Genomic DNA, 26,091 nt, shown 5'->3' on the forward strand with positions numbered 1-26,091 from the left:
CTTCTCGGTGATGAAGCTGTACCAGGGCCAGCGCTGAGTCTGCCGTACGGTTGAGGCAGTCCCACACCGACGAGAACAGCGACCAGGAACATGATCGAGATCCCCTCTGACCTCCACAAGGACGTCGTCCCGCTCGCCTTCCTCCTCGGCACCTGGGAGGGCGCGGGCGTATTCGACTTCCCGGGCGCGGAGAAGTGCAACTTCGGCCAGGAGATCGTGATCCGCCACGACGGCCGCCCCTTCCTGGAGTTCCGCTCCCGCACCTGGGTGCTGGACGGCGAGGGCGAGAAGGTCCGTCCGCTGGAGAACGAGCACGCGTTCTGGCGCATCACCAGCAACACCGACGGCACCAGCGGTGCCCGGGGCATCGAGATCTCCTCCGTCCGCGACGACGGCACGGTCGAGATCTGGTACGGCGAGCTGGCCGACGGCAAGCCGCAGGTCGACGTCTCCACCGACGCGGTGGCCCGGATCGAGGGCTCGCCGGAGTACTCGGGCGGCAAGCGGCTGTACGGCTTCGTCAACGGCGAGCTGCTCTGGGTCGGCGAGAAGGCCGCCCCGAACGTCCCGCTGCGCCCGTACATGTCCGCGCAGCTGAAGAAGGTGCTCAGCCCGGCCCAGCTGATCAAGGACATCAACGACCTGCCGGACGACGGCATCGCCTTCTTCAAGTAGGCCGGTCGCGCGACCGGCAGTTCGGTGCACGAGGTAGGGACCGGCCCGCGGCCGGTCCCTACACTTGCACCAGGACCCCCGACCATTGGCAGGGACAGTACCGTGGCGGACACCGGCACCACCGACTGGCAGCTCTCCGGCGACTGGAAGACCGACCTGCGCGAACGCGGGTACCGGCTCACCCCGCAGCGGCAGCTCGTGCTGGAGGCCGTCGACGAGCTCGACCACGCCACCCCCGACGACATCCTCTGCCACGTCCGCCGGACCGCCAGCGGCATCAACATCTCCACCGTCTACCGGACCCTGGAGCTGCTGGAGGAGCTGGGCCTGGTCTCGCACGCCCACCTCGGCCACGGCGCCCCGACCTACCACCTGGCCGGCCGCCACCACCACCTGCACCTGGTCTGCCGGGACTGCGAGAAGGTCACCGAGACCGGCACCGAGATCGCCCAGCCGCTGATCGACAGCCTGCGCGAGCGGCACGGCTTCGACACCGACCTCAAGCACTTCGCCATCTTCGGCCGCTGCGCCGACTGCGCCGCCGAGCCCGCCGGGGACCGGCCGTAAGCTGGCCGGTATGACCGGTGTGAAGAGCCCGCTGCTTTCCCTGCCCGGAGCCGTCCCCGCCGAGGGGGCCGACGACGGTGTCGCCGCCCACTACGGCGACATCTTCCGCGAGCAACGCAACCTGTCGCAGGGCGCCGGCTTCGTCGACCTCTCGCACCGCGGCGTGGTCACCGTGACCGGCCCGGACCGGCTCTCCTGGCTGCACCTGCTGCTCACCCAGCACGTCAGCGAGCTGCCGCCGCAGCAGGCCGCCGAGGCGCTGGTGCTCTCCCCGAACGGGCACGTCGAGCACGCGCTCTACCTGGTGGACGACGGCACCACCACCTGGGCGCACGTCGAGCCGGGCACCCAGCAGGCGCTGGTGGCCTACCTGGACGGCATGCGGTTCTTCTACCGGGTGGAGGTCGCCGACGCGACCGCCGAGTACGCCGTGGTCCACCTGCCGGCCGGCTCCACCGCGGCCGTCGAGGGCGCCGCTGCCGTCCGCGAACTCCCGTACGGGCGCGACCTGTTCGTGCCGCGCGGCGAGCTGGAGCGGCTCACCGCCGGGTACGGCCCGGCGGCCGGGGTCTGGGCCTACGAGGCGCTGCGGATCGAGGACCACCGGCCCCGGCTCGGCTTCGAGACCGACCACCGGACCATCCCGCACGAGGTGGACTGGCTGCGCACCGCCGTCCACCTGCAGAAGGGCTGCTACCGCGGCCAGGAGACCGTCGCCCGGGTGCACAACCTGGGCCGCCCGCCGCGCCGGCTGGTCTTCCTGCACCTGGACGGCACCGAGGAGACGCTGCCCCCGCACGGCACCGAGGTGCGGCTGGCCACCGACCCGGACGGGCGGGCGCTGGGCTTCGTGACCTCCTCGGCCCGGCACCACGAGCTGGGGCCGATCGCGCTGGCGATCGTGAAGCGGAACGTCCCGGTGGACGCCGTGCTGCTGGCCGGGACGGTCCCGGGCACCCAGGACGTGATCGTCCCGCAGTAGACCGCCCCGCGGCGGGGGCCGCTCAGACCTCGACGAGGACGGTGAACGGGCCGTCGTTCACCAGCGCCACCCGCATGTCGGCGCCGAACCGGCCCGTCTCCACCTTGGCGCCCAGCGCGCGCAGTTGTGCCACCACCTCGTCCACCAGCGGCTCGGCGACCGGGCCGGGGGCGGCCGCGTTCCAGGTGGGGCGGCGGCCCTTGCGGGCGTCGCCGTAGAGCGTGAACTGGCTGATCACCAGCAGCGGGGCGCCGAGGTCCGAGCAGCTCTGCTCGACCTCGCGGCTCCCCCGCTCGCCGTCGGCCGCTCGTCGCTCCTCGCCCTCGCCCTCGCCCTCGGCGTCGGCGCGGTCTTCGGCTCGGGGGGTCGGGGCCGGCAGCAGCCGCAGCGTCCAGAGCTTGCGGGCCAGTTGGGCGGCCTTGGCGGGAGTGTCGTCGTGGGTGACGCCGACCAGGACGCAGAGCCCGGGCCCCTCGATCGCGCCGACGGTCTCACCGGCCACGGTCACCCGGGCCTCGCTCACTCGCTGCACCACTGCTCGCATGCCGCCATTGTGCCGGAGCGCCGTACGCCCCCCGGAGGGCCCCGCAACCCTCCGCGCGCAGCCGGGCGTCCGGGCCCGCGCCGCTCGCGTTCCCGTACCTTCCCGTGTGCCCCAGCGGCCTCCTCAGGGCGCACACCAGGGGCGCGCACGAAGGGCTCGCACGCCGTGGGGTGCGCGCCTGCGCCGAATCGGGCGCCATTCTTCCTGGGGAAAGGGCCGGTCATATCAGCCACCCCCGTTCGCCAGGGGGCCGTTCGGGTGCACGGGCGGTGCGCGCGCGCCGGGCGGGGTGGCACGCTGGGGGACCGTACGAAGGGTCCGGGGCGCCAGGAGGTCCGCCGCGCCGGGCCGGGGTTCGACCGGGCGGTCGAGCCGGTAGGTCGGGCGTCCGGCCGTGCCGTCCCGGTGGGGTGGTCGCGGCCGGGGACCGGCGCCTCCGGGGGCTCCCGGGCGTGCCGGTGGACGGGACGCACGGCCCGTCGGGGGACGGGCCGGACCGGCGGCAGGGACGGGGTGCCGCGAGCGGGCGGGATCGGACGACGTCAGGTGGTTGGGTGATGGACGCGAGCAGCGCGGCGCGGGACCGGTCCGGGCCGGTGGTGCGGGCCCCAGGGGAGCCGTGCGGTCCGGCGGTGGGCGCGGAGGACGAGCCCGACCTGGAACGGCTTGGCCTGGAGCAGCTGCGGGTGCTGCGCCGGGAGACCCTGGAGCAGGAGGCCGACCTGTCGTACCTGCGGCGGCTGCTGCACGGGCGGATGGACATCCTGCGCGCCGAACTCGACCGGCGGCCAGGCGTGGGCCCGGTCCGCGCGGCCGGCCCCTCCGGCCCCTCCGGCCCCTCCGGCCCCTCCGGCTCCGACCTGGTTCCCGGTGACCTGCTGGACCGGCTGCCGGCCATCCTGACCGACACGCCCTCCACCGTGCGGCGCTCGGCCCGGCACGTCACCCTCGGCCCGCCGCGCACCCTGGAGTCCCGGCTGGAGGCGGACGCGTTGATGGGCGACGTCCAGCTCGCCGACCTGGCGGCGCACCCGGCGGAGGAGCTGCTGGCCGCCCTGGAACGGCTGCGGGCGCACGAGCGCGAGGTGTCCGGACGGCGCCAGCGGCTGCTGCGCACGGCGGACGGTTGCAATGCCGAGATCACCCGCAGGTACCGTGATGGGGAAGCACGGGTCGACGACCTGCTCGCAGGAGGGCCGCTCTGACCGGGTGAGCCGCCGCGGGCGGTGGGCCCGGCTCGCTCCCGGCCACCACCCTCGCCCCGGAAGGCTCATCCGTCATGTCCCTGCCCGCCACCGCGCCCGTTCTCGCCGAGGTCGTGCGCTCCGGTTTCGTCGAGGGCCGCCACCACGGCTCGCTGGTGCTGCTCGCAGCCGACGGATCGGTCGAGTTCGCGCTCGGCGACCCGGACGCCCCGGTCTTCCCGCGGTCGACGGCAAAGCCGTTCCAGGCGGTGGCCACCCTGCGGGCCGGGCTGGCGATCGAGGGCGAGCTGCTGGCGCTGGCGGCCTCCAGCCACTCCGCAGAATCGTTTCACCTCGATGGCGTGCGGAGCATCCTCGGCTCCGCCGGGCTCGACGAGTCGGCCCTGCGCACCCCGGCCGACCTGCCGCTGGACGACACCGAGGCGGAGCTGCTGCTCGCCGCCGGCGGCGAGCGCGCCCCGATCCTGATGGACTGCTCCGGCAAGCACGCCGGCTGGCTGGCCGCCTGCACCGCCAACGGCTGGGACACCGCGAGCTACCTCGACCCGGCCCACCCGATCCAGCTGCTGGCCCGCGAGGCCCTGGAGGAGGCCACCGGCGAGACCGCCGCGCACGCCGGGGTGGACGGCTGCGGTGCGCCGCTGCTGGCCGTGTCGCTGACCGGCCTGGCCCGCGGCTACCGCGGCCTGGTGCTGGCCGCCGAGGGCAGCGCGCCGCGCCGCGTCGCCGACGCGATGCGCGCCCACCCCGAGTACGTCGCCGGCACCCGCCGGGCCGACACCTGGCTGATGCGGGCGGTGCCGGGCGCGCTGTCCAAGATGGGCGCCGAGGCCGTCCAGGTGGTCGCGCTGCCGGACGGGCGGGCGCTGGCCTTCAAGATCGAGGACGGCGGCGAGCGGGCCCGCGGCCCGGTCCTGGCGGCCGCGCTGCGCCGGCTCGGGGTGGCCGGGGCGGACGGGACCGTCGAGCGGATCGGCGCGGCCCCGCTGCTCGGCGGCGGCGTGGCGGTCGGCGAGGTGCGGGCGGCCTTTTAGGCCGTGTCTGACCAATTCCCGCCGGGTGCGCGACGCCGGGGGTCCTGGCCCGCAGGGCCGATACACCTGGGGCCTGTCGGCCCGCCGTGGAGCGCGGTACGCGGGCCGGCGGACGCCCGTCGGGGTGCGGGCGGACCCGGGCCGGTGCACGGTGGACCGGGGGCCGTCGCACAGCTGAGGAGTCCGCCATGACCGACCATGTGTACCGGGTGACCGAGATCGTCGGGTCCTCGACCGAGAGCGTCGACGCCGCGATCCGCAACGGGGTGGAGCGGGCCTCCCGGACCCTGCGCAACCTCGACTGGTTCGAGGTCTCGCAGGTCCGGGGCCACCTGGAGGACGGCCGGATCAAGCACTACCAGGTGTGCATGAAGGTCGGCTTCCGGCTGGAGGACTGACCGGCTGGAGGACTGACCGGCCCGGGGCGCGGACCGGCCCGGGGCACCGCGGCCCCGGCGCCCGCCGGCGCGGGACGGTGAACGGGCGCCCGGCGAGGGCGGTGGACCCGGTGGCCGCCGTCGCCGCGGCCACCTCCGCCGCGACCTCGGTGGCGCCGCAGCCGTTCGGCGGCCGGCCGCCCAGGGTGCGTTCCGCCCCCGGACACGACGGAGGCCGGGGCCCGCGGACGAATCCGCGAACCCCGGCCCCGGGCTGTCCCGACCTACCTCGAACGCCCTCGATCGAACGAGATCGGAACGACGGCTCAGTGACCGCCCTGCTCCGCCAGACGCTTGATCGAAGCGGTGACCTCGGCCTCGGCCTCGGCGCGGCCGACCCAGTTGGCGCCCTCGACGGACTTGCCGGGCTCCAGGTCCTTGTAGACCTCGAAGAAGTGCTGGATCTCCAGGCGGTCGAACTCCGACACGTGGTGGATGTCGCGCAGGTGCTCCCAGCGCGGGTCGGTCGCCGGGACGCAGAGCAGCTTGTCGTCGCCGCCGGCCTCGTCGGTCATGTGGAACATGCCGATGGCGCGGCACTTGATCAGGCAGCCCGGGAAGGTCGGCTCGTCCAGGATGACCAGGGCGTCCAGCGGGTCGCCGTCCTCGCCGAGCGTGCCCTCGACGTAGCCGTAGTCGGCCGGGTAGCGGGTCGAGGTGAAGAGCATCCGGTCGAGCCGCAGACGGCCGGTCTCGTGGTCGACCTCGTACTTGTTACGAGAGCCCTTCGGGATTTCGATAAGGACGTCGAACTCCAACGGTTCCTCCAAGGTAGGGACTGACAGAATCCAAGTGTCTCCTACGGGAGTGAGTGCTCGGGAAAGGGGCCGGTCGGTGGGAGCAGGGGGAGGGGCGGCTCGCCGCCGCGGGGGGACGGCCGCGGGGCTGTTCGGAGCGGCGCTGCTGGTCGTCGGAACGGTCCTGACCTCGGGCGGTGCGTATGCGCAGCCCTTCCCCCCGCCGGGCGGACACAGCGCCGCGCCGGGCGAGGACGAGGACCGCGACGGGCAGGGCGGCCACGACGGGCGGAAGGACGACCACGGCAAGGGCGGCGCCAAGCCCCGGCCGGCCGACGGCGACAGCCCGGGCGCCCCGCCCGGCCGTCCGGCCGCGCCGCCCGCCGCCGGGCCCGCCGCCGCATCCGCCACGCCCGCCGCTCCCGCCGCCGGCGACGGTGGTACGCCCGGCGCACGCCCGGCTCCCGCGCCGGGCGCCGTCCTGGCCGCCGTCGACGGCGGTGCGGGCGCCGCCGTCCCCACCGCGCAGGGCCTCCAGCAGGTGCTCGCCCCCGCGCTCGCCGACCACAGCCTCGGCGAGGTCACCTTCGCCGTCGCGGACGCCGGCACCGGCCGACTCCTGTACGGCTCCGGGGAGAACACCGCGGCCACCCCCGCGTCCACCACCAAGCTGGCCACCGCGGTCGCGGCGCTGTCCCTCATCCCGGGCGACACCCGGCTGCACACCCGGGTGGTCCGGGGCGCGGACCCGGGCACGATCGTCCTGGTCGGCGGCGGCGACCCGACGCTCACCGCGCTGCCCGCCGACCAGGTGCAGATCGGCGGCCAGCCGGTCGACGCCGACACCGCCCCCGCCTCGCTGGACCTCCTCGCCCAGCAGACCGCCGAGACCCTCAGGAGCCTCGGCGCCACGACGGTCCAGCTGGACTACGACCTGTCGCTGTACGCGGGCAACCCCCAGCACAGGAACCACGACGGGCAGAACATCGCCCTGGTGGTGCCGCTGATGGTGGACGAGGGCAGGGTGGACCCGAAGAGCCGGGAGGACGCGCCGGAACGGGTCGCCGACCCGGCGGCCGCCGCCGCCGAGACCTTCGCCTCTCTGCTCAGGGCCCGCGGCATCACCGTGACCGGCAAGGCCAGGCCCGCCGCCGCCCCCGCCCCCACCCCGGCCGCCACCGGCCAGGCCCCCCTCGGCGACGTCTTCTCGCCGACCGTCGCCCGATTGGTCGAACGGCTGCTGACCACCTCCGACAACCAGCTCGCCGAGGCGATCGCCCGTCAGGTCGCCCTCGCCGCCCACCAGCCGGCGAGCTTCGAGGGCGCCGCGGCCGCCGTCACCCAGGAGCTCACCCGGCTCGGCGTGCCGATGGGCGGAGTGCTCCTCAACGACGGCAGCGGGCTGCACCCGGGCAACGCGATCCCGCCCGCCGTCCTGGTCCGACTCCTCGTGCTGGCCGCCTCCGAGCAGCACCCCGCCCTGCGCCCGGTGCTCACCGGCCTGCCGGTCGCCGGCTTCACCGGCACCCTCAACAAGCGCTACGGCTCCGGGTCCGGCGCCGCCGACGCGGCCGGGCTGATCCGCGCCAAGACCGGCACCCTCAGCGGCGTCAACACCCTTGCGGGCACCGTCGTCGACGCCGACGGCCGGCTGCTCGCCTTCGCCGTCATGACCCGCACCCCCGCCCCCGCCGACACCGCCCGCGCCGCCATGGACCGGGTCGCCGCCCGCCTCACCACCTGCGGCTGCCACTGACCCGCACCCGCCCCGTCCGCCCCGGAGCCCGCGAACGGTCGGGCGCCGCACGGCTTCCCGGCCGGCCGCGCCCGCCGGCGGTCATCCGCCGCCGGCGGCCCGGGCGCCGCGGACGGACGGGGGAGGGCTGTTGGCGGCGGGTGGCTGCCGTTGGCGGTGGGGAGCACGTACGGTGAGGGCATGACGAGCGCGAGTGGCGGTGCAGACATGGTCGACTGGAACCTCGCGGTCGCAACCGCGACCAGGTTGGTGCGGCCGGGGCCGGAAGTGAGCCGGGAGGAAGCGGCGGCGGTGGTCGCCGAGTTGCGCCGACACGCCCTGGAGGCGGAGGAGCACGTGCGGGCGTTCACCGGCATGCGCTCGTCCAGCCTGGCCCAGGCCGCGGCGACGCCGGTGCTGGTGGTGGACCGTCCCGGGTGGGTCCGGGCCAACGTGGCGGGCTTCCGCACGGTCGTCCAGCCGCTGGTGGAGAAGCTCCAGGCGCGTCGGGCGAACAGCGCGGCGGCCGGGATGTTCGGTGCGGTGGGCGAGAAGGCCACCGGGATCGAGGTCGGGGCGCTGCTGGCGTTCCTGGCCACCAAGGTGCTGGGCCAGTACGAGACCTTCGCCCCGGCCGAGCCCCCGCCGGAGGCGCCGGACAGCCCGGCCGCGCTGTTCGACAAGCCGCGGCTGGGGCCGGACGGCCCCGGGCCGGGCCGGCTGCTGCTGGTGGCGCCGAACATCGTGCACGTCGAGCGGGAGCTGGACGTCGACCCGTCCGACTTCCGGCTCTGGGTCTGCCTGCACGAGGAGACGCACCGGACGCAGTTCACCGCGGTGCCGTGGCTGCGCGACCACATCCAGTCCGAGGTGCAGTCCTTCCTCGCCGAGACGGACGTCGACCCCGGCGCCCTGCTGGAGCGGCTGCGGGACGCGGCGGGTTCGCTCGGCGGCCTGTCGGGCGGCGGCAACCGGGAGGGCACGTCGTCCGGGAACCTGCTGGAGATCGTCCAGTCGCCCGCGCAGCGCGAGATCCTGGGCCGGCTGACGGCCGTGATGTCGCTGCTGGAGGGCCACGCGGACGTGGTGATGGACGGCGTCGGGCCGGCCGTGGTGCCGACCGTCGCCGAGATCCGGGAGAAGTTCCAGCAGCGCCGGGACCGCGGCGCCAACCGGCTCGACCTGCTGCTGCGCCGGCTGCTCGGCATGGACGCGAAGCTGCGCCAGTACCAGGACGGCGCGGTGTTCGTGCGCGGCGTGGTGGAGCAGGTCGGCATGGAGGGGTTCAACCGGGTGTGGACCTCCCCGAACACCCTGCCGACCAAGGACGAGATCCACGATCCGGCCGCCTGGGTGGCCCGGGTGGCGCGCTGAGGGACGAGTGGACGTCGGCGCGCCGCGAGCCGGGCGGCAAGGGGCGCGCGACGGTCAATCCCGCTCGTACGAGTGGTCCAATCGGCCAGGCGACGAGTGAAGAAGCGTTTCTTCATTCACCCGAACGTGGGACGGTGGTCGTACCGGGGGCGCGGGTGGCGTAGCGGGTGGCCACTATCTGCCACCATCTGTGAGCGCCCGGTAACCGGGCGTTCATGCCGGTGCGCGGCCCCCGCCGCGTCCGCCGCGAGTCCTGTTCCCCCTCCGTCGAGGAGTCTTCCGCCGTGGGCCCTCACCCCGCCGTCGCCGCGATACGCCTGGCCGTTCGCCGTACCCTCGCCGACCTCGCCGCCGAGGCCGGTTCCACCTTCACCGCGCCCGTGCGCGAGCCCCGGGAGCGCCCGGCCGGGGCGCCGCTGGTGGGTGCCGCGGTCGGCACCACCCTGATCGGCAACGCCGCGCGCCACCCCTCCGGACTGCCCCGCACCCCGGCCGCGCCCGGCTCGCCGCTGGTCCTGGTGGCCGTCAGCGGCGGCGCGGACTCGATGGCGCTGGCCATCGCCGCCGCCTTCGAGGCCCCCAAGATCGGCCTGCGGGTCGGCGCCGTCACCGTCGACCACGGCCTCCAGGCCGGCTCCGCCGAGCGCGCCGACCAGGTGGCCGACCGGCTGCGCACGCTCGGCCTCGACCCGGTGGAGGCGGTCCCGGTGCGGGTCGGCCGCGCCGGGGGCCCGGAGGCCGCCGCCCGGGACGCCCGCTACGCCGCGCTGGACGAGGCCGCCGAGCGCCACGGCGCGATCGCGGTGCTGCTCGGGCACACCCGGGACGACCAGGCCGAGACCGTGCTGCTGGGCCTGGCCCGCGGCTCCGGTGCCCGCTCGCTGGCCGGGATGCCCGCCCAGAAGGGCCGCTACCGCCGCCCGCTGCTGGAGCTGGACCGGGCCGCCACCCGGCAGGCCTGCGCCGCCCAGTCGATCCCGGTCTGGGACGACCCCCACAACTGTGATCCCGCCTACACCCGCTCCCGGGTCCGCCACGAGGTGCTGCCGGTCCTGGAGAAGCACCTGGGCGGCGGAGTGGTCGAAGCGCTGGCCCGCACCGCCCGGCTGTTCCGCGACGACGCCGACGCCCTCGACCAGTGGGCCTCGCTGGCCGAACGCGACCTCCGTACGGGCGACGGCGCCCTGGACGCCGTGAAACTGGCCGAACTGCCGCCCGCGGTGCGCCGCCGGGTGCTGCGCCGGGCCGCGCTGCGGGCGGGCTGTCCGGCCGGGGACCTGTTCGCCCGGCACCTGGAGACGATCGACCTGCTGGTCACCGGATGGCGCGGACAGGGTCCGCTGCACCTACCCGGGGGCGTCGAGGCCACCCGCAGGTGTGGCACGCTGGTCTTTCGGCGGCAGGGCGACTGACGGGCTGGGCATGCCCCGGGGGAAGCCGGCCGCCGGCCACACAGACCCCGAACGTTTGAGGACGTATCCCCGGTGGACCAGAACGACATGGGCGCTGACCTCGCGAAGGTGCTCATCAGCAAGGACGAGATCGACGCCAAGCTCCTGGAGCTGGCCGAGCGCATCGACCGGGACTACGCAGGCAAGGACCTGCTGATCGTCGGCGTCCTCAAGGGGGCCGTGATGGTCATGGCCGACCTCGCCCGGGCCCTGCACTCGCAGGTCACCATGGACTGGATGGCCGTCTCCTCGTACGGTATGGGCACCAAGTCCTCGGGCGTGGTGCGGATCCTGAAGGACCTGGACACCGACATCGCCGGCCGTGACGTCCTGATCGTCGAGGACATCATCGACTCCGGTCTGACGCTGTCCTGGCTGCTGGGCAACCTGGGCTCGCGCGGCCCGGCGTCGCTCGAGGTCTGCACCCTGCTCCGCAAGCCGGACGCGGCGAAGGTCGAGATCGACGTGAAGTACGTCGGGTTCGACATCCCCAACGAGTTCGTGGTCGGCTATGGCCTGGACTACGCGGAGAAGCTGCGCAACCTCCCCTTCATCGGCACCCTCGCCCCGCACGTCTACGGCGGCTGAGGGCCCGTTCGGGCTACGGGCGGGAACAGTAGGCGGTTCCCGCCCGTTGCACCCGGGAGACACAGAACCAAAGCCGTCTCGCCGTGCTCCCGCCATGGGCGGGTCCGACTGCGGTACGGTCCAATAAACCGCTCTTCACATGAGCACCAATCGGATGCGCCGCGGCCCAACAGCCTCCCGGCGCCGTTGAGTGGCAGGAGGGACGGGGCGGCAACGCCCCGCATGGATGGACGTCAAGCGATACTTCCGTGCGCCGATCATGTGGATCGTGCTGGCCGTCCTCGCCGTCATCGTACTGATGCAGGTCGTTTCGGACTCGAACGGCTACAAGACGGTGGACACCGGTCAGGTCGTCGCGGCGATCGACGCGCACAACGTCAAGTCGGCGCAGATCACCACCGGTGACTCGAACACGATCAAGATCCAGCTGAGGGACGGCGCCACACTGCCCAGCGCCGGTACGGGCAAGACCCCGTCCGGCACCAAGTTCCAGGCCTCGTACATCGGCGACCAGGGTGTCGCCATCGCCGACAAGCTCCAGGCCCAGGTCAACGACAAGGACCAGAGCACGCTCGCCGAGGGCTACACCATCAGCCCGGAGAAGCAGAGCACCTTCGTCAGCCTGCTGCTGTCGATGCTCCCCATCGTGATCATCGTCCTGGTCTTCCTGTTCCTGATGAACCAGATGCAGGGCGGCGGCTCCCGGGTCATGCAGTTCGGCAAGTCCAAGGCCAAGCTGCTCACCAAGGACACCCCCAAGACCACCTTCGCCGACGTCGCCGGCGCGGACGAGGCGGTCGAGGAGCTCCACGAGATCAAGGAGTTCCTCCAGGAGCCGGCCAAGTTCCAGGCCGTCGGCGCCAAGATCCCCAAGGGCGTGCTGCTCTACGGCCCGCCCGGTACCGGCAAGACCCTGCTGGCGCGCGCCGTCGCGGGCGAGGCCGGGGTGCCCTTCTACTCCATCTCCGGCTCGGACTTCGTCGAGATGTTCGTCGGTGTCGGCGCCAGCCGCGTCCGCGACCTCTTCGAGCAGGCCAAGGCGAACGCCCCGGCGATCGTCTTCGTCGACGAGATCGACGCCGTCGGCCGGCACCGCGGCGCGGGCCTCGGCGGCGGCCACGACGAGCGCGAGCAGACCCTCAACCAGCTGCTGGTCGAGATGGACGGCTTCGACGTCAAGGGCGGCGTGATCCTGATCGCCGCGACCAACCGCCCCGACATCCTGGACCCGGCGCTGCTGCGCCCGGGCCGCTTCGACCGCCAGATCGCGGTGGAGCGCCCCGACCTCCAGGGCCGGCTGGACATCCTCAAGGTGCACCAGAAGGGCAAGCCGATCGCGCCCGACGTCGACCTGTCGGCCGTCGCCAAGCGCACCCCCGGCTTCACCGGTGCCGACCTGTCGAACGTCCTCAACGAGGCGGCGCTGCTGACCGCCCGCTCGGACAAGAAGCTGATCGACAACGGCATCCTGGACGAGGCGATCGACCGCGTCGTGGCGGGTCCGCAGAAGCGCACGCGGATCATGTCCGACAAGGAGAAGAAGATCACCGCGTACCACGAGGGCGGCCACGCCCTGGTCGCGGCGGCCTGCCAGTACAGCGACCCGGTGCACAAGATCACCATCCTGTCCCGCGGCCGGGCCCTCGGCTACACCATGGTGCTGCCGGACGAGGACAAGTACTCCACCACCCGCAACGAGATGCTCGACCAGCTCGCCTACATGATGGGCGGGCGCGCGGCGGAGGAACTGGTCTTCCACGACCCGACCACCGGTGCCTCGAACGACATCGAGAAGGCCACCGCGACGGCCCGGGCCATGGTCACCCAGTACGGCATGACCGAGCGCCTCGGTGCGATCAAGTTCGGCAGCGACAACTCGGAGCCGTTCCTGGGCCGTGAGATGGGCCACCAGCGCGACTACTCGGAAGAGGTTGCCGGGCTGGTCGACGAAGAGGTCAAGAAGCTCATCGACACCGCGCACAACGAGGCCTGGGAGATCCTGGTCGAGAACCGCGACGTGCTCGACAACCTGGTCCTGGAGCTCCTGGAGAAGGAGACCCTGAACAAGGAGCAGATCGCCGAGGTCTTCGCGCCGATCGTCAAGCGCCCGGCCCGGCCGGCCTGGACGGGCTCCGCCCGCCGCACGCCGTCCACCCGGCCTCCGGTGCAGTCCCCGAAGGAGCTGGCGCTCACCAACGGCGCCGCCTCCGGCGAGGGCGCGGCGGTGGACGTCGTGAAGCTCCCGCCGATGCCGGCCGCCGAGCCGCGGACCGAGGGCTGACCCCGCACTCCAGACGGGAATGGATGCCGCGTCACCAGGGTTTGTACCCTGGAGGCGCGGCATCCGTGCTGTCCTGCCAGAGTCTTCCGATACATAAGCGAGGCCCGCATGATCGACCCGGTGACGTTCGACGGTCCGCCCGCCGTCGGTACCTTTGACCAGAAGCGGGCCGAGAACGCCATCCGCGAGCTGCTGCTCGCCGTGGGGGAGGACCCGGACCGCGAGGGCCTGCTGGAGACCCCGGCCCGGGTCGCGCGCGCCTACAAGGAGATATTCGCGGGCCTGTGGCAGGAGCCCGAGGACGTCCTCACCACCACCTTCGACCTCGGCCACGACGAGATGGTGCTGGTCAAGGACATCGAGCTGACCTCGGTCTGCGAGCACCACCTGGTCCCGTTCCGCGGCGTGGCCCACGTCGGGTACATCCCGTCCACCAACGGCAAGATCACCGGGCTTTCCAAGCTCGCCCGGCTGGTCGACGTCTACGCCCGCCGGCCGCAGGTGCAGGAGCGGCTGACCAGCCAGGTGGCCGACGCGCTGATGCGGATCCTGGAGCCGCGCGGGGCCATCGTCGTGGTCGAGTGCGAGCACATGTGCATGTCGATGCGCGGCATCCGCAAGCCCGGCGCCAAGACGATCACCTCCTGCGTGCGCGGCCAGCTGCGCGACCCGGCCACCCGGGCCGAGGCGATGAGCCTCATCATCGGGCGGTAGGGGCCCGCCGCCGGTGGCGGTCGGCCCGCGGGAGCGCTCAGAGCACCTCGCGCTCCGCGTGCGGCGGAGCCGGGGTGCCCAGGGCGTTGCGGCGCTCGGGCATCCGCAGCGCGACCATCCGGCGCCAGCCGTAGGCGCGGTCGTACAGGTAGAGCGCGTGCACCCCGAGGGTGACCAGGGCGAGCTGCCAGCGCGGCCAGCGCAGGATCCGGGCCATCCGGGCGGTGACGGCGAGGCCGACGTCCCGGTGGGTGCGGATCTCGCCGCGGGCGCTGGCCTCCAGGGCGTGCCGGACGTATGGTCCGTGGCCCTCGGCGACCAGCCGCAGCAGCTCCTCGTGGCAGTACGCGAGGTGGTTGTCCTCGTCGGCGGAGATCATCCGCATCGCCCGGCCGAGCGCGGGGTTGTCCCCGTACGCCTTGACCAGCTGGCGCATCTGCTCGGCGGCGCGCTGCTCGGTGACCCGGCTGTGCGCGAGGTAGGTGATGATCTCGCGGTCGGTCAGCGGGACGTCGCTGTTCAGCCGCTCGTGCGAGAGGCCGACGCCCTGGCGCTCCAGCAGCATGCAGTAGTCGACCTCGTCGGGGACGGGCACCTTGGGCAGGCCGCGCCTGTTCAGCAGCTGGGCGAAGATCCGGCCGTGCTTGCGTTCGTCGGCACCGTGCCGGGCGATCTTCGGGGCGAGGACCGGATCGCGGGTGAGCGCGGTGATCCGCTCGTTCTCCCAGCCGCCCTGGTCCTCGCCGCCGGCCGCGATGCTGCAGAACAGCTGGTACGCCTGGTCGTTCCGGTAGATCTCGTCGAAGAGCGAGCGGGTGCTCAGCACGGTGCCTCCTGCGGGTCCGGGGCGGTGCCCGCCGGGGGCGACGGGCGGTCGAGATACGTTCCCCCCGGGCGCCCGCCGGCCGGGCCGACCGGCGGGTAGTCACCCACCTGTCCTAGCCGAGGTGCGCGCCCAGCCATTCGAGCGTGGCCGGCATCTCCCTGGTCCAGCTGTCGAAGTTGTGCCCGCCGTCGTCCAGGTAGAGCGAGTCGACCGTGAACCGGGGGTTGGCCGCCGCGGCCCGGGTGGCCTGGTCGACGAACTGGACGGTCTGCGGGTAGTCCCCCTCCGTGCGGGTGGAGACCGCCAGCAGGTTGAGCTCCGGGACCGGCAGGTTCTGCAGCCGCCAGCCGAGGTCGTGCTGCTGGGCCAGCGCCTTGTCGCCGTTGAAGAGGTCGCCGCCGGTGTAGTTGTCCTGGCGCACGGTGAAGTCGCCGTGCAGGCTCGCCGCGTTGCCGTAGACGTTCGGGAAGCGCATCGCCAGGCGCAGCGCGCAGCTGCCGCCGGTGGAGTAGCCGAGGGTGCCCCAGGAGCCGGCCGTGCGGCCGACCCGGTAGCTGCTGCGGATGGCCTCGGGGACGTCCTTGACGAACCAGGTCTCGGTGCGCGGCCCGCCGGGGACGTCGACGCACTCGGTGTCCCGGGACGGGTCGACCGCCGGGCGGGCCATCACCAGGACGGTCGGCGGCATCTTGCCGGAGCGCTGCAGCTCGATCGCGGTCTGGGCGAGGGGGATCTCGTGCAGCAGGTTCAGCGTGGTCCCCGGGTAGCCGGCGATGGCCAGCAGGACGGGGAAGCGGACCAGGGCGAGCTTCGGGTCGAAGTACGCGGCGGGCAGGTAGACGAACATCTGGTCGGAGAAGCCCGTCTCCTTGCCGCTGACCCGGACCGACTCGACCCTGCCGACCTCCTCGGGCGGGCCCTTCGGCAGGTTGGTGATGGTCTCCAGGCCGCCCTCGGTGGTGGGCTGGACCAGCGCGTCGGAGACCGGGGTGCCGCCCTTGTGGTTCTCGTTGCTGGTCAGCGCGAGCTTGGCGCCGCCCGGGCTGAGCAGGTCGTCCCAGGAGGTGTAGAACCCGAAGGAGTTGTTCACCGACAGCGCGAGCACGGCCAGGGCGGAGAGTTGAACGACCGTCAGCAGTCCGATCCGGCCGAGCACCGGCAGCGCGCGCTGCGGTGCCAGCCTCGGCCAGATCCACAGGGTCGTGACGACTGCCGCGACGCCGAGTGCGAGCAGCGAGTTCACCAGCGCGTCGCTGGTCAGTTCCATGCCGTCGGCCTTCCGGTGGGACACTGTCGGTGCAGGCTTCATCGTCTGGCGGTCCGTCAGGCCGGGCCACCGCGGCTAGGCTGTCCGGACGCCCGGGCGGGCTGGAAGGGCGGGGAGAGCCGCAGGCAACCGGCGCCCTAGAATGCGGCGTCCACCGTACGTAACGCGTCCCGGAGGGTCCTGCCGCGCCACGCGGCGGCAGGCCCCCGGCTCCCACCGCCGGCTCAACCCGCAGCGCGACCACGGCCCCGGTTTACCTGCCGTTTCCGGGTCCTTGGTATGCGCATTGCCTGATGAAGGAATAGGCATGAAGGTCCATCACGCGTCCTCCCCCGGAGTGACCGGACACCGCCCCGCAGCCTCTACGCTGAGCACCCATGAGCAGTCCCGTGTCCGTTGAGCCGAGCCCCGAGCAGCCGTCGCGCCGTCGCCGCGGCCTGCAGACGCTGCGCACCCAGGCGTCCGCCGTCCCGAGGGCCTGGCTCCCCGGAGCGGTCGGCTACGCCTGTCTGCTGATCGGGCTCGTGGACATCGCCAGCGCGGTGTTCCCCAAGCTCCGGCACACCAAGGTGCACACCTTCGCGGGGCAGCTGCCGGGCGGCACCACCAGCCTGGCGGCGGTCGGCGCGCTGATGGTCGGCATCCTGCTGGTGCCGCTGGCGCACGCGCTGCGCCGGCGCAAGCGGCGGGCCTGGCGGGCGGTCTGCGTGCTGCTGCCGGTCAGCGCCGGACTGCACATCGTGCGCTGGCACCAGATCGGCCCGGCCGTCGTCTCGCTGGTGCTCCTCGCCGTGATGCTGGTCCACCAGCGCGAGTTCTACGCCAAGGCCGACCCGCGCACCCGCTGGCGGGCGGTCGTCAACCTGGTCGTCATGGGCGTCCTCAGCGTGCTGCTCGGCCTGCTGATCGTGAGCACCCGGACCAAGTACGAGATCGGCCACCCGGGCCTGGCCTCGCGCCTGCAGCACGTCGGGTACGGACTGTTCGGCTTCGAGGGCCCGGTCCGGTACAACAACGTCCGGATGTCCGACCTGGTCGCCTACCTGCTCGGCGGGCTCGGCCTGCTGACCGCCTTCACCACCGCGTACCTGGCGCTGCGGCCGGGCAAGCCGAAGCCCGAGCTGACGGCGGAGGACGAGGAGAAGGTCCGCGAGCTGCTCAGGCGGCACGGCGAGCGCGACTCGCTCGGCTACTTCGCGCTGCGCCGCGACAAGAGCGTGCTGTTCTCGCCCACCGGCAAGGCCGCGATCTCCTACCGGGTCGTCTCCGGCGTGATGCTGGCCTCCGGCGACCCGGTCGGCGACGTCGAGGCCTGGCCGGGCGCGATCAAGGTGTTCATGGCCGAGGCCCGCGAGCACGCCTGGGTGCCGGCCGTGATGGGCTGCAGCGAGGTCGGCGGCGAGGTCTGGACCCGCGAGGCGGGCCTGGACGCGCTGGAGCTGGGCGACGAGGCGATCGTCGACACCGCCTCCTTCTCGCTCTCCGGGCGGGCCATGCGCAACGTGCGCCAGATGGTCAAGCGGATCGAGCGCAACGGCTACTCCTGCCAGGTGCGCCGGGTCGCCGAGCTCACCGCGGAGGAGAAGCACCGGATCGCCGACGCCGCCGCCCGCTGGCGGGGCACGGACACCGAGCGCGGCTTCTCGATGGCCCTCGGCCGCTTCGGCGACCCGCTGGACGACGACTGCGTGGTGGTCACCGCCCACAAGGCCCCGGAGGAGGGCGAGGAGGGCGACGACCTGAAGGCCGTGCTGCACTTCGTGCCCTGGGGGCCGGACGGCATCTCGCTGGAGCTGATGCGCCGCGACCGCGCCGCCGACCCGGGCCTGAACGAGCTGTTGATCGTCGCCGCGCTCCAGGCGGTGCCCGCGATGGGCGTGCGCCGGGTGTCGCTCAACTTCGCGATGTTCCGCTCGGCGCTGGCCCGCGGCGAGCGGATCGGCGCCGGCCCGGTGCTGCGCGCCTGGCGCGGACTGCTGGTGTTCCTGTCGCGCTGGTTCCAGATCGAGTCGCTGTACAAGTTCAACGCCAAGTTCCAGCCCGAGTGGGAGCCGCGCTTCCTGGTCTTCCCGAGCACCCGGGACCTGCCGCGGATCGGCTTCGCCGCGATGCAGGCGGAGGCCTTCATCACGCTCGGCATGCCCCGCTTCGGCCGCCGGCGCCAGCGCGAGGGGCTGATGCCGGTCCCGTCGACCCGCGAGGTCACCGAGGCCGCCTGAGGCTCGTCGGCGCCCTCCGGAGCGCGCCGGTACGGAACGGGGCCCCCGCCGAGAATCCTCGGCGGGGGCCCCGTTCGATAATGGGAAGCATGAACGATTCGCCGTCCTTCTCCCTGCCGCCCGGCCTGCCGCGGCTGGAGCGTTGCGCCGTGATGGGCGTGGTCAACGTCACGCCCGACTCCTTCTCGGACGGCGGGATGTGGCACGACCCCGCGAAGGCGATCGCGCACGGCCTCGCGCTGCGGGCCCGCGGCGCGGACCTGGTGGACGTCGGCGGTGAGTCCACCCGGCCGGGCTCCCGGCGGGTGCCCGAGGCGGAGGAGCTGCGCCGGGTGATCCCGGTGGTGCGCGAGCTGGCCGACGCCGGGGTGACGGTCTCCGTGGACACCATGCGCGCCTCGGTCGCCGAGCGGGCCGTCGAGGCCGGCGCCGCGATCGTCAACGACGTCTCCGGCGGGCTCGCCGACCCGGCGATGGCCCGGGTGGTCGCCGAGACCGGCGCGCCCTTCGTGGTGATGCACTGGCGCGGGCAGTCCGCCGACATGGACCGGCTGGCCGTCTACGACGACGTGGTGCGGGACGTGGTCGCCGAGCTGGGCGAACGGGTGGACGCGCTGCTGGCCGCAGGGGTCAAGGAGGACCAGCTGATCCTCGATCCGGGGCTCGGCTTCGCCAAGACCGCCGAGCACAACTGGGCGCTGCTCGGCCGGCTGGACGCGCTCACCGCGCTCGGCCGTCCCGTGCTCGTGGCGGCTTCGCGCAAGCGGTTCCTGGGTACGCTGCTCGCCGACCCGGCAACCGGGGAACTGCGCCCGGCCCGGGAGCGCGACGACGCGACGGCCGCGGTGTCGGTGCTGTCGGCCCGGGCCGGAGCCTGGGCGGTACGGGTGCACGACGTGGCCGGCACGGCGGACGCCGTCCGGGTGGTCGCGGCCTGGCAGCACGCGGAGCGGTTGGGGTGAGGGAGGGTCTGTGACAGGTGACGGCAGGTTGAGCGGCGGTACCGCCGGGCGGGCCCGCGAGGCGGACGTGGAGGCCGTGCTCGCGGCGAACCGGGGGTTCTACGAGGCGCTGGAACGGGGAGACCTGGAAGCGGTCGAGGACGCCTGGCTGGGCGCCGCGGACGCCGACGACAAGGGCGGCGTGGTGTGCGTGCACCCGGGCTGGCCGGTGCTCCGCGGCCGGGCGCAGGTGACCCGCTCGTACATGCTGATCATGATGAACACGGAGTACATCCAGTTCTTCCTGACCGATGTCGAGGCCGAGGTGCACGGCGATGTGGCCCTTGTCACGTGCACCGAGAACATCCTCTCCGGCGGTGAGTCGGAGGAGGAGGGGGAGCTCGGACCACTGGTCGGCGGAAAGGTCGTCTCGACGAATCTGTTCCGTCGTACCCCGGCCGGGTGGAAACTCTGGTCGCATCACGGTTCACCCGTTCTGACCAGCGGGGACGACGACGAGGAGAGCTGATTCCGGCGATCGCGGAAATACCGCGGCGGAGACGTCGTTCGGAATTCCGAGTGGTCACCGAACGTTCACGTCAATCGCCGTACTGGTGCGCGTGGCGTCGGTTCGTGCCGGGTAGGACGGTCAGGCGTTGTCCGTGCTCGCGGGTAGATTCGAAACGGAGTGGCGGGCGTGCTGCCCGCCTTCGCCCTGCCCGTCCATGCCTTTCCCCGGGTGGGGCCCGTCCGACTGGGAGCAGTGATTCGTTTGCTGGACCGCGTCACCCTGCGGGGGCTGCGAGCCCGGGGCCACCACGGCGTCTTCGAGCGCGAGCGCGCCGAGGGGCAGACCTTCGTGGTCGACCTCGTGCTGTACCTGGACACCCGCCCCGCCGCGGCCGGAGACGACCTCACCCGCACCGCGCACTACGGCCTGGTGGCGGAGGAGGTCACCGCGATCATCGCCGGCGAGCCGGTCGACCTGATCGAGACGCTGGCCCAGCGCATCGCCGACCAGTGCCTCAAGCACGAAGCGGTCGAGGAGGTCGAGGTCACCGTGCACAAGCCGGACGCCCCGATCACCGTGCCGTTCGACGACGTGACCGTGACCATCCACCGGGGCCGCGCATGACCCCCACCGCGCGCCGCTCGGTATCCGATGCAGAGGACGTTATTCGATGATCACCAGCGACCCGACGGCCACGCCGAACGCGTTCGACCTGGAGAGCCGGGTGGACTCGGCCGACACCACACTGCACAGCCAGCGCTGTGCGGTGATCGCGCTCGGCAGCAACCTGGGCAACCGGCTGGAGACCCTCCAGGGCGCCGTCGACGCGCTCGCCGACACCCCGGGGCTGCGGATCAAGGCCGTCTCCGCGGTGTACGAGACCGAGGCCGTCGGCGGGCCCGAGGAGCAGCCGAACTACTACAACGCGGTCGTGCTGCTGCGCACCTCGCTGCCCCCGCGGGACCTGCTGGAGCGCGGCAACGCCATCGAGGACGCCTTCGGGCGGGTGCGGACGGTCCACTGGGGCCCGCGCACCCTGGACGTCGACATCCTGGCCTACGAGGGCGTGCTGAGCGACGACCCGCAGCTGCTGCTCCCGCACCCGCGCTCGCACGAGCGGGCCTTCGTGCTCGCCCCCTGGCTGGACGCCGAGCCGGAGGCCGAGCTGCCCGGCCACGGGCGGGTGGACGCGCTGCTGTCCGCGCTGGGCGGCCCGGACGCGCAGGGCGTGAAGCGCCGCGAGGACATCCGGCTGACGCTGCCCGAGTAGGCCCCGGGGCGGGCCCCGGGGGCCGGTGACCGGGGCCGTCGCCCGGGGAACTCGGCCGGGGGCCCGCCCGTACGAGTAGGTGTCCGCCGTTCGCGCGGGTGTCCGCCCGGCCGGGCCCGGTACGGTGGCCTGGCGTCGCCGCGCCGGGCCGCCGGGCGGCCGGCCGGTTCTGGAACCCGGGAAGGACCTCCTCCGAGTGAAGCTGCTTCGCCTCCGTCTGTTGATCGGCATCACCGCCGCCACGACGGCGCTGTCCTGGGCCGGCTCCAAGCTGTGGGCCTCCGTGGACACGCTGCCGGCCGTTCCGGCCGCGGCGCCGGTGGTGCTGGCGGCGGTGGCGGTGATCCTGCTGGCGACCGCGCTGTCGCTGCGGGCCCGGCTGAAGGCGGTGCGCGAGCGGCAGCCCGGGGCGAAGGGCGTCGATCCGCTGCTGGCGGCCCGGGCCGTGGTGCTGGGACAGGCCAGCGCGCTGGTCTCGTCGGTGGTCACCGGCGTCTACGCGGGGGCCGGGATCTACCTGCTGGGCGAGCTGGACGTGTCGGCTCGCAAGGACCAGGCCGTGACGGCCGGCCTCGCGGTGCTGGCGGGGGCCGCGGTGATCGCGGCGGCGCTCTGGATCCAGCACGTGTGCAAGCTGCCGGAGAACCACGACGACCCGGGCGGTCAGGCGGCCTCGCACCGCTGAGGCGCCGCTGCGGCGCCGGTGAGCCGTCGCTGGGCGGGGGCGCCTTCGTGATCTTGCGTGAGGGCCCGGGCACGTGCGGTGGAAATCGCACCCTGTCAAGGGCTGAAGGGGACCCTGGGCTGACACGGCCCCAATTCGCACGCTAGTTTCTTGGACATGTCTCGCGGACGCCACCGTCATTCCTCCGTCCTCGGCCGGGTCTTCCCCCCCACCGCCGCCGGCGTACTGCTGGTCGCCGCACTGGCCGCGCTGCTCTTCAGTCAGGACACCGTCCTGGTGCGCTCGGTGGGTGCCGCGGCGGTGATCGCGACGCTCGGCTTCGCGCTGCTGCTGCGCCAGCGGGACAAGGCGGCCCGGGCGGCCGCCGAGACGTCCGCGGCGCAGCGGCTGCGCGCCGAGGAGCGGTTCGAGGAGCAGCTGGCCGAGGCCGAGTACGCGGCGGAGGTCGCCGAGGAGCGGGCCACCCGCTTCGGGCGGCGGCTGACGGCGGAGAAGTCGCGGCTGGCGAAGGCCGAGACGGAGATCGCCCGGCTGCTGCGCGAGCGGGCCGTGACGGTGGCCGAGCAGGCGCTCAAGGAGGCCGAGGCGGCCCAGCGGGCGCTCGCCGCGAGCCGTCCGAAGCACCCGGCCAGCCCGGCCGCGTACGTGCGGGCGGCGGCCGTGCTGCGGCAGCTGGAGCGCCGCGCGGCGGAGCAGGAGGAGCAGCGGGCGCGTACGGCGGGCGCGGAGGTCGCCCTGCGGGCGCGCACCGCGCCGGTGGCCGCTCCGGCGCCGGTGGCCGCTCCGGCGCCGGTGGCCGTGCCGGCCCCGGTGGCGCCCTCGGTGCCCACCCCCGGGCGGGCTCCGGAGGCCCAGTCGCCGGTGCGGCCCGCGCCGGTGCGTCCGGCGCTGACCGCGACGGTCGGTCAGCTCGGCGGGACGCCGGCGGCGCCCGCCGCGGCGCCCGCGTCGGGGGAGCGGCAGCGGCCGCGTCCGGCGCAGTCCGGGCAGGCGCGCGGGCAGGGCTTCAGCTTCTTCGGCCGCGGCTCGGGTGCCGCGGTGCGCCCGGCGGCCCCGGCGCCGGCGGTGGGCAGCGTCGCCGAACTGGGGGAGCGCGCCGACCTGGCGGACGTGGTGGGCGACGAGGCGGTGGCCGCGAAGGCCGAGGCCGAGGCCCGGACGGCGGAGCCGGCCGAGCGGGCGGAGCAGGGCGTGCCGACCGTGGTGGACCTGACGCCGGAGGACGAGACCGAGCTGATCGAGCTGCCGGAGCTGCGCGCCTCGCGCTGAGCCCCGGAAACGGGCCCGGAAACGAAGGAACCGCGGCGCGGGAAGTCGGACGGACCGACTTCCCGCGCCGCGGTGTTCTCCGCGGGTGCGTCAGATCTGGACGCCGAAGTCCTGGGCGATGCCGGCCAGGCCGGAGGCGTAGCCCTGGCCGACGGCGCGGAACTTCCACTCCGCGCCGTTGCGGTAGAGCTCGCCGAAGATCATCGCGGTCTCGGTGGCGGCGTCCTCGGAGAGGTCGTAGCGGGCGATCTCGGTGCCGCCGGCCGCGTTCACCACGCGGATGTAGGCGTTGCGGACCTGGCCGAAGTTCTGGCCGCGGGCGACGCCGTCGTAGATGGTGACCGGGAAGGTGATCTTGACGGCCTCGGCCGGCAGTCCGGCCAGGTTGACGTTGATCGCCTCGTCGTCGCCGGCGCCCTCGCCGGTGCGGTTGTCACCGGTGTGCACGACGGTGCTGTCGGGCGTGCTGGTGTTGTTGAAGAAGACGAAGTGGGCGTTGGACAGCACCTTGCCGTCCGCGTTCAGGACGATCGCGCTGGCGTCGAGGTCGAACTCGGCGCCGGTCGTGGTGCGGACGTCCCAACCCAGGCCGACGGTGACCGCGGACAGGCCGGGGGCCTCCTTGGTCAGCGAGACGTTGCCACCCTTGGAGAGGCTCACTGGCATGACGTTTGCAGTCCCTTCGTTCGTTTCATGCGCTTTTTCCCGGGACAACGCGATACTCCGGCGGCTTGGTTCCGCAGAGGCCGTGAATTTCTTCGTGGGTGCCGATCGGAGGGCAAAGCCCGGGCAAAGCAGGTGTCAGATCCGTCGGAACCGGCCCTGCAGCGTCCAGATGTTCGGATTGTCGGCCAGGGCGGGGTGCATGTCGAAGAGGTCGGCCAGCGTGTCCTGGAGGAAGTCCCGGGCCTCGCGCCGCAGTTCGCCGTGCCGGACCACCACCGGAGGCTCGTCCGGCAGCCAGGTCGCGGTGACCTCGACCCAGTTGAAGCGGCGGGCGAAGCGCAGCAGCTCGGTGTTCTGGGTGAAGTCGAGGTCGGCGGTCTGCACCCGGGCGGCCCGGCCGCCGTCCGGGTCGCGGTCCAGGAGCTCGGCGATGTCGCACAGCGCCCAGGCGAAGTCGAGCACCGGCACCCAGCCCCAGGCGGTGGACAGCTCCGCGCCCTCGCCGTCCAGGTAGACGTCGCCGCAGAACAGGTCGTACCGCAGGGCGTGCACGGACGCGGTGCGGTAGTCCGTCTGCGGGGGGTCGGGGAAGCGGTTGGAGAGGGAGTAGCCGAGCTCGATCACGTACGCCATTGTCGGGGCTCGGGGCGCGTGAGGGGTAACCGAAGGGGACGACGCCGGGAGCGGGCGATTAATCCCGTGACCGGGCGGGCCGGGCACGGGATGATGGACGCATGTCCGAGCCCATCCGCGTACGGGGGTCGGTGGTCGTCCCCGACGCCGAGCTCGTCTGGCGCTTCTCGCGTTCCTCCGGCCCCGGCGGCCAGCACGTCAACACCTCCGACTCCAAGGCCGAGCTGCGCTTCGACCTGGCCTCGACCAGGTCGCTGCCCGAGGTGTGGCGCGAGCGCGCGCTGGAGCGGCTGGCCGGCCGGCTGGTGGACGGCCGGGTGCTGGTGGTCCAGGCCTCGGAGTTCCGCTCGCAGTGGCGCAACCGGGAGGCGGCCGCGGCCCGGCTGTCGGCGATCCTGACCGAGGCGTGCGCACCGCCGCCGAAGTCCCGTCGGGCGACCAGGCCGAGCCGGGGGATGGTCGAGCGGCGGCTGTACAACAAGCGGCACCGCTCCGAGCTGAAGCAGGGCCGCCGCTCGCCGCGCGGCGGCGAGTAGTCGCCCAGGGCGTGTCTGACAATTCGCGTCGGATCAGGGCGCGGCGTTGGGGTGCGTGCATCGCAAGGCGGAGGAGGGAGCCACTGCGGTGGGGGCACCTCCCGGCCGAAGGCTGGGGGCCATTGGCGACCGACGACAACGCGGCGAGGTGCGCTTGTGCCCTGGGGGTACCTCCCGGCCAAAGGCTGGGGGAGCGTCGCGTACCCGGCGGGAATTGTCAGACACGCCCTACTAGCCGAGGGTGCGGTAGCCGCCGCGGAAGTAGAGCAGCGGGCGGCCGCCGGGGTCGGGCACCACGGCCTCCAGGACGCGGCCGAGCAGCAGGGTGTGGTCGCCGGCGGGTATCCGCTGCTCGGTGCGGCACTCGACGGTGGCCAGCGCGCCGTCGATCAGCGGGGCGTCGGTGCGCGGGCCGCGGTGGTGCGGGGTGTCCGCGAACAGCAGCCGGTCGCTGAGCCGGCCCTTCATGGCGAACCGGGAGCCGAGCGTCTTCTGCCCCTCGGCCAGCACCGAGACCGCCCAGGTGTCCACCCGGGAGAGGACCTCCTCCATCCGGGAGTCCTCGCGGACCGAGATGAGCACCAGCGGCGGCTCCAGCGACACCGAGAGGAAGGACGTGGCCGTCATGCCGACGTCCTCGCCGTCCTCCGGGTCGTGGACGGTCACCAGGCTCACGCCGGCGGCGAGCTGGGAGAGGGCAGCCCGGAACTCGTCGGGCGTGGCGTGGGAGGCAGCTTCGGGCTGCGGCGACGGGTACACGTACCGCACGGTAGTCGTCACCCGGGGGGAACGGCATCGGGCCTTGGTCGTAGGACCGGCGGTGCGGCCGAAGGGTTGCGCCCGGTGGCCGAACTCACCCTCAGGAGTGAAGCGACCGGACTGGGGGGCCCAGTCGGCTTCAGCCCGGGGCCGATGCGGTCGACCACCAGGAATGTACCGATAGC

27 protein-coding genes are annotated in these 26,091 nt (G+C 73.4%); 20 read left to right on the forward strand and 7 right to left on the reverse strand.

Features of this window, described 5'->3' with window-relative positions:
* Nucleotides 1–90 precede the first annotated feature (90 nt).
* The 3 genes from ACZ5GH_RS20170 to ygfZ all read left to right on the forward strand — a co-directional run bounded on the left by ACZ5GH_RS20170 (nucleotide 91) and on the right by ygfZ (nucleotide 2,224).
* Nucleotides 91–675 carry a heme-binding beta-barrel domain-containing protein gene (locus tag ACZ5GH_RS20170; protein WP_387760486.1) on the forward strand — a complete coding sequence of 195 codons (585 nt, stop codon included), beginning with the start codon at nucleotides 91–93 and terminating at the stop codon, nucleotides 673–675.
* Between the two features lie 102 nt (nucleotides 676–777).
* Nucleotides 778–1,242, forward strand: a complete 465-nt coding sequence (locus ACZ5GH_RS20175; protein ID WP_387760487.1) for a Fur family transcriptional regulator — start codon at nucleotides 778–780, stop codon at nucleotides 1,240–1,242.
* Between the two features lie 19 nt (nucleotides 1,243–1,261).
* Nucleotides 1,262–2,224 carry a CAF17-like 4Fe-4S cluster assembly/insertion protein YgfZ gene (gene ygfZ, locus ACZ5GH_RS20180; protein ID WP_387760517.1) on the forward strand — a complete coding sequence of 321 codons (963 nt, stop codon included), beginning with the start codon at nucleotides 1,262–1,264 and terminating at the stop codon, nucleotides 2,222–2,224.
* Nucleotides 2,225–2,246: 22 nt separating this feature from the next.
* On the opposite strand, the gene ACZ5GH_RS20185 is transcribed toward ygfZ, so the two are convergent.
* Nucleotides 2,247–2,768, reverse strand: a complete 522-nt coding sequence (locus tag ACZ5GH_RS20185; RefSeq protein WP_464334940.1) for a D-aminoacyl-tRNA deacylase — start codon at nucleotides 2,766–2,768, stop codon at nucleotides 2,247–2,249.
* 557 nt (nucleotides 2,769–3,325) lie between these two features.
* On the opposite strand from ACZ5GH_RS20185, the gene ACZ5GH_RS20190 reads away from it, so the two are divergent.
* From ACZ5GH_RS20190 to ACZ5GH_RS20200, 3 genes are all read left to right on the forward strand, one after another.
* Nucleotides 3,326–3,973 (forward strand): RsiG family protein, encoded by a 648-nt coding sequence (locus ACZ5GH_RS20190; RefSeq protein WP_464334941.1) that lies wholly within the window; start codon nucleotides 3,326–3,328, stop codon nucleotides 3,971–3,973.
* Between the two features lie 74 nt (nucleotides 3,974–4,047).
* Nucleotides 4,048–5,007: an asparaginase gene (locus ACZ5GH_RS20195; RefSeq protein ID WP_387760490.1), complete on the forward strand. Its 960-nt coding sequence runs from the start codon at nucleotides 4,048–4,050 to the stop codon at nucleotides 5,005–5,007.
* Between the two features lie 188 nt (nucleotides 5,008–5,195).
* The gene (locus tag ACZ5GH_RS20200) at nucleotides 5,196–5,405 is read left to right on the forward strand and encodes a dodecin (RefSeq protein ID WP_224285507.1); all 210 of its coding nucleotides are present in this window, start codon (nucleotides 5,196–5,198) and stop codon (nucleotides 5,403–5,405) included.
* 305 nt (nucleotides 5,406–5,710) lie between these two features.
* Here the strand turns inward: ACZ5GH_RS20200 and ACZ5GH_RS20205 are convergent, their stop codons facing one another.
* Nucleotides 5,711–6,202: an inorganic diphosphatase gene (locus ACZ5GH_RS20205; RefSeq protein WP_030059594.1), complete on the reverse strand. Its 492-nt coding sequence runs from the start codon at nucleotides 6,200–6,202 to the stop codon at nucleotides 5,711–5,713.
* A gap of 76 nt (nucleotides 6,203–6,278) precedes the next feature.
* On the opposite strand from ACZ5GH_RS20205, the gene dacB reads away from it, so the two are divergent.
* From dacB to folE, 6 genes are all read left to right on the forward strand, one after another.
* Nucleotides 6,279–7,937, forward strand: a complete 1,659-nt coding sequence (gene dacB / locus ACZ5GH_RS20210; RefSeq protein WP_464334942.1) for a D-alanyl-D-alanine carboxypeptidase/D-alanyl-D-alanine endopeptidase — start codon at nucleotides 6,279–6,281, stop codon at nucleotides 7,935–7,937.
* Between the two features lie 180 nt (nucleotides 7,938–8,117).
* Nucleotides 8,118–9,290: a zinc-dependent metalloprotease gene (locus tag ACZ5GH_RS20215; protein ID WP_387760492.1), complete on the forward strand. Its 1,173-nt coding sequence runs from the start codon at nucleotides 8,118–8,120 to the stop codon at nucleotides 9,288–9,290.
* 284 nt (nucleotides 9,291–9,574) lie between these two features.
* Nucleotides 9,575–10,702: a tRNA lysidine(34) synthetase TilS gene (tilS, locus tag ACZ5GH_RS20220; RefSeq protein WP_387760493.1), complete on the forward strand. Its 1,128-nt coding sequence runs from the start codon at nucleotides 9,575–9,577 to the stop codon at nucleotides 10,700–10,702.
* Nucleotides 10,703–10,774: 72 nt separating this feature from the next.
* Nucleotides 10,775–11,329, forward strand: a complete 555-nt coding sequence (hpt, locus tag ACZ5GH_RS20225; RefSeq protein WP_030059589.1) for a hypoxanthine phosphoribosyltransferase — start codon at nucleotides 10,775–10,777, stop codon at nucleotides 11,327–11,329.
* A gap of 226 nt (nucleotides 11,330–11,555) precedes the next feature.
* Nucleotides 11,556–13,610: an ATP-dependent zinc metalloprotease FtsH gene (gene ftsH / locus ACZ5GH_RS20230; protein WP_387760494.1), complete on the forward strand. Its 2,055-nt coding sequence runs from the start codon at nucleotides 11,556–11,558 to the stop codon at nucleotides 13,608–13,610.
* Nucleotides 13,611–13,718: 108 nt separating this feature from the next.
* On the forward strand, nucleotides 13,719–14,324 hold the full coding sequence (folE, locus tag ACZ5GH_RS20235; protein WP_387760495.1) for a GTP cyclohydrolase I FolE: 606 nt from the start codon (nucleotides 13,719–13,721) through the stop codon (nucleotides 14,322–14,324).
* Nucleotides 14,325–14,361: 37 nt separating this feature from the next.
* Here the strand turns inward: folE and ACZ5GH_RS20240 are convergent, their stop codons facing one another.
* On the reverse strand, nucleotides 14,362–15,150 hold the full coding sequence (locus ACZ5GH_RS20240; protein WP_464334943.1) for a ferritin-like domain-containing protein: 789 nt from the start codon (nucleotides 15,148–15,150) through the stop codon (nucleotides 14,362–14,364).
* A gap of 112 nt (nucleotides 15,151–15,262) precedes the next feature.
* On the reverse strand, nucleotides 15,263–16,417 hold the full coding sequence (locus ACZ5GH_RS20245) for an alpha/beta hydrolase (protein WP_387760497.1): 1,155 nt from the start codon (nucleotides 16,415–16,417) through the stop codon (nucleotides 15,263–15,265).
* Between the two features lie 377 nt (nucleotides 16,418–16,794).
* Between ACZ5GH_RS20245 and ACZ5GH_RS20250 the strand changes: the two genes are divergently transcribed.
* The 7 genes from ACZ5GH_RS20250 to ACZ5GH_RS20280 all read left to right on the forward strand — a co-directional run bounded on the left by ACZ5GH_RS20250 (nucleotide 16,795) and on the right by ACZ5GH_RS20280 (nucleotide 23,312).
* A complete protein-coding gene (locus tag ACZ5GH_RS20250; protein WP_387760498.1) occupies nucleotides 16,795–18,636 on the forward strand; it encodes a phosphatidylglycerol lysyltransferase domain-containing protein in 1,842 nt (613 codons plus the stop codon).
* An 80-nt stretch (nucleotides 18,637–18,716) separates the two neighbouring features.
* Nucleotides 18,717–19,598, forward strand: coding sequence for a dihydropteroate synthase (folP, locus tag ACZ5GH_RS20255; RefSeq protein ID WP_464334944.1), 882 nt, complete (start codon nucleotides 18,717–18,719; stop codon nucleotides 19,596–19,598).
* A 28-nt stretch (nucleotides 19,599–19,626) separates the two neighbouring features.
* Nucleotides 19,627–20,106 carry a nuclear transport factor 2 family protein gene (locus ACZ5GH_RS20260; protein ID WP_387760500.1) on the forward strand — a complete coding sequence of 160 codons (480 nt, stop codon included), beginning with the start codon at nucleotides 19,627–19,629 and terminating at the stop codon, nucleotides 20,104–20,106.
* A 246-nt stretch (nucleotides 20,107–20,352) separates the two neighbouring features.
* On the forward strand, nucleotides 20,353–20,712 hold the full coding sequence (gene folB / locus ACZ5GH_RS20265; protein WP_360353719.1) for a dihydroneopterin aldolase: 360 nt from the start codon (nucleotides 20,353–20,355) through the stop codon (nucleotides 20,710–20,712).
* A gap of 46 nt (nucleotides 20,713–20,758) precedes the next feature.
* Nucleotides 20,759–21,358 carry a 2-amino-4-hydroxy-6-hydroxymethyldihydropteridine diphosphokinase gene (folK, locus tag ACZ5GH_RS20270; protein ID WP_387760501.1) on the forward strand — a complete coding sequence of 200 codons (600 nt, stop codon included), beginning with the start codon at nucleotides 20,759–20,761 and terminating at the stop codon, nucleotides 21,356–21,358.
* Nucleotides 21,359–21,554: 196 nt separating this feature from the next.
* Nucleotides 21,555–22,043 (forward strand): DUF3180 domain-containing protein, encoded by a 489-nt coding sequence (locus tag ACZ5GH_RS20275; RefSeq protein WP_401116738.1) that lies wholly within the window; start codon nucleotides 21,555–21,557, stop codon nucleotides 22,041–22,043.
* Nucleotides 22,044–22,199: 156 nt separating this feature from the next.
* Complete coding sequence (locus ACZ5GH_RS20280) at nucleotides 22,200–23,312, forward strand: hypothetical protein (RefSeq protein WP_464334945.1); 1,113 nt, start codon at nucleotides 22,200–22,202, stop codon at nucleotides 23,310–23,312.
* Between the two features lie 90 nt (nucleotides 23,313–23,402).
* Here ACZ5GH_RS20280 and ACZ5GH_RS20285 read toward each other — a convergent pair whose 3' ends face one another.
* Nucleotides 23,403–23,978, reverse strand: a complete 576-nt coding sequence (locus tag ACZ5GH_RS20285) for a TerD family protein (protein WP_387760504.1) — start codon at nucleotides 23,976–23,978, stop codon at nucleotides 23,403–23,405.
* Between the two features lie 135 nt (nucleotides 23,979–24,113).
* Complete coding sequence (locus ACZ5GH_RS20290; protein WP_387760505.1) at nucleotides 24,114–24,611, reverse strand: hypothetical protein; 498 nt, start codon at nucleotides 24,609–24,611, stop codon at nucleotides 24,114–24,116.
* A 101-nt stretch (nucleotides 24,612–24,712) separates the two neighbouring features.
* Here ACZ5GH_RS20290 and arfB point away from each other — a divergent pair, with 101 nt between their 5' ends.
* Complete coding sequence (gene arfB, locus ACZ5GH_RS20295; RefSeq protein ID WP_464334946.1) at nucleotides 24,713–25,147, forward strand: alternative ribosome rescue aminoacyl-tRNA hydrolase ArfB; 435 nt, start codon at nucleotides 24,713–24,715, stop codon at nucleotides 25,145–25,147.
* Nucleotides 25,148–25,378: 231 nt separating this feature from the next.
* Here the strand turns inward: arfB and ACZ5GH_RS20300 are convergent, their stop codons facing one another.
* Nucleotides 25,379–25,915 carry a flavin reductase family protein gene (locus ACZ5GH_RS20300; RefSeq protein ID WP_387760507.1) on the reverse strand — a complete coding sequence of 179 codons (537 nt, stop codon included), beginning with the start codon at nucleotides 25,913–25,915 and terminating at the stop codon, nucleotides 25,379–25,381.
* Nucleotides 25,916–26,091: the final 176 nt, after the last annotated feature.

This window comes from Kitasatospora sp. Xyl93 (assembly GCF_055383135.1).

Bases quoted from the DNA above. Each gene is read 5' to 3' on its own strand.
- ACZ5GH_RS20250 (WP_387760498.1), top strand. From the start codon at position 16,795: ATGAGCAGTCCCGTGTCCGTTGAGCCGAGCCCCGAGCAGCCGTCGCGC.
- ACZ5GH_RS20170 (WP_387760486.1), top strand. From the start codon at position 91: ATGATCGAGATCCCCTCTGACCTCCACAAGGACGTCGTCCCGCTCGCC.
- folE (WP_387760495.1), top strand. From the start codon at position 13,719: ATGATCGACCCGGTGACGTTCGACGGTCCGCCCGCCGTCGGTACCTTT.
- ACZ5GH_RS20215 (WP_387760492.1), top strand. From the start codon at position 8,118: ATGACGAGCGCGAGTGGCGGTGCAGACATGGTCGACTGGAACCTCGCG.
- ACZ5GH_RS20280 (WP_464334945.1), top strand. From the start codon at position 22,200: ATGTCTCGCGGACGCCACCGTCATTCCTCCGTCCTCGGCCGGGTCTTC.
- ACZ5GH_RS20285 (WP_387760504.1), bottom strand. From the start codon at position 23,978: ATGCCAGTGAGCCTCTCCAAGGGTGGCAACGTCTCGCTGACCAAGGAG.
- folP (WP_464334944.1), top strand. From the start codon at position 18,717: ATGGGAAGCATGAACGATTCGCCGTCCTTCTCCCTGCCGCCCGGCCTG.
- folK (WP_387760501.1), top strand. From the start codon at position 20,759: ATGATCACCAGCGACCCGACGGCCACGCCGAACGCGTTCGACCTGGAG.
- ACZ5GH_RS20190 (WP_464334941.1), top strand. From the start codon at position 3,326: ATGGACGCGAGCAGCGCGGCGCGGGACCGGTCCGGGCCGGTGGTGCGG.
- arfB (WP_464334946.1), top strand. From the start codon at position 24,713: ATGTCCGAGCCCATCCGCGTACGGGGGTCGGTGGTCGTCCCCGACGCC.
- ACZ5GH_RS20245 (WP_387760497.1), bottom strand. From the start codon at position 16,417: ATGGAACTGACCAGCGACGCGCTGGTGAACTCGCTGCTCGCACTCGGC.
- ACZ5GH_RS20185 (WP_464334940.1), bottom strand. From the start codon at position 2,768: ATGCGAGCAGTGGTGCAGCGAGTGAGCGAGGCCCGGGTGACCGTGGCC.
- ACZ5GH_RS20290 (WP_387760505.1), bottom strand. From the start codon at position 24,611: ATGGCGTACGTGATCGAGCTCGGCTACTCCCTCTCCAACCGCTTCCCC.
- ftsH (WP_387760494.1), top strand. From the start codon at position 11,556: ATGGACGTCAAGCGATACTTCCGTGCGCCGATCATGTGGATCGTGCTG.
- ACZ5GH_RS20195 (WP_387760490.1), top strand. From the start codon at position 4,048: ATGTCCCTGCCCGCCACCGCGCCCGTTCTCGCCGAGGTCGTGCGCTCC.
- ACZ5GH_RS20200 (WP_224285507.1), top strand. From the start codon at position 5,196: ATGACCGACCATGTGTACCGGGTGACCGAGATCGTCGGGTCCTCGACC.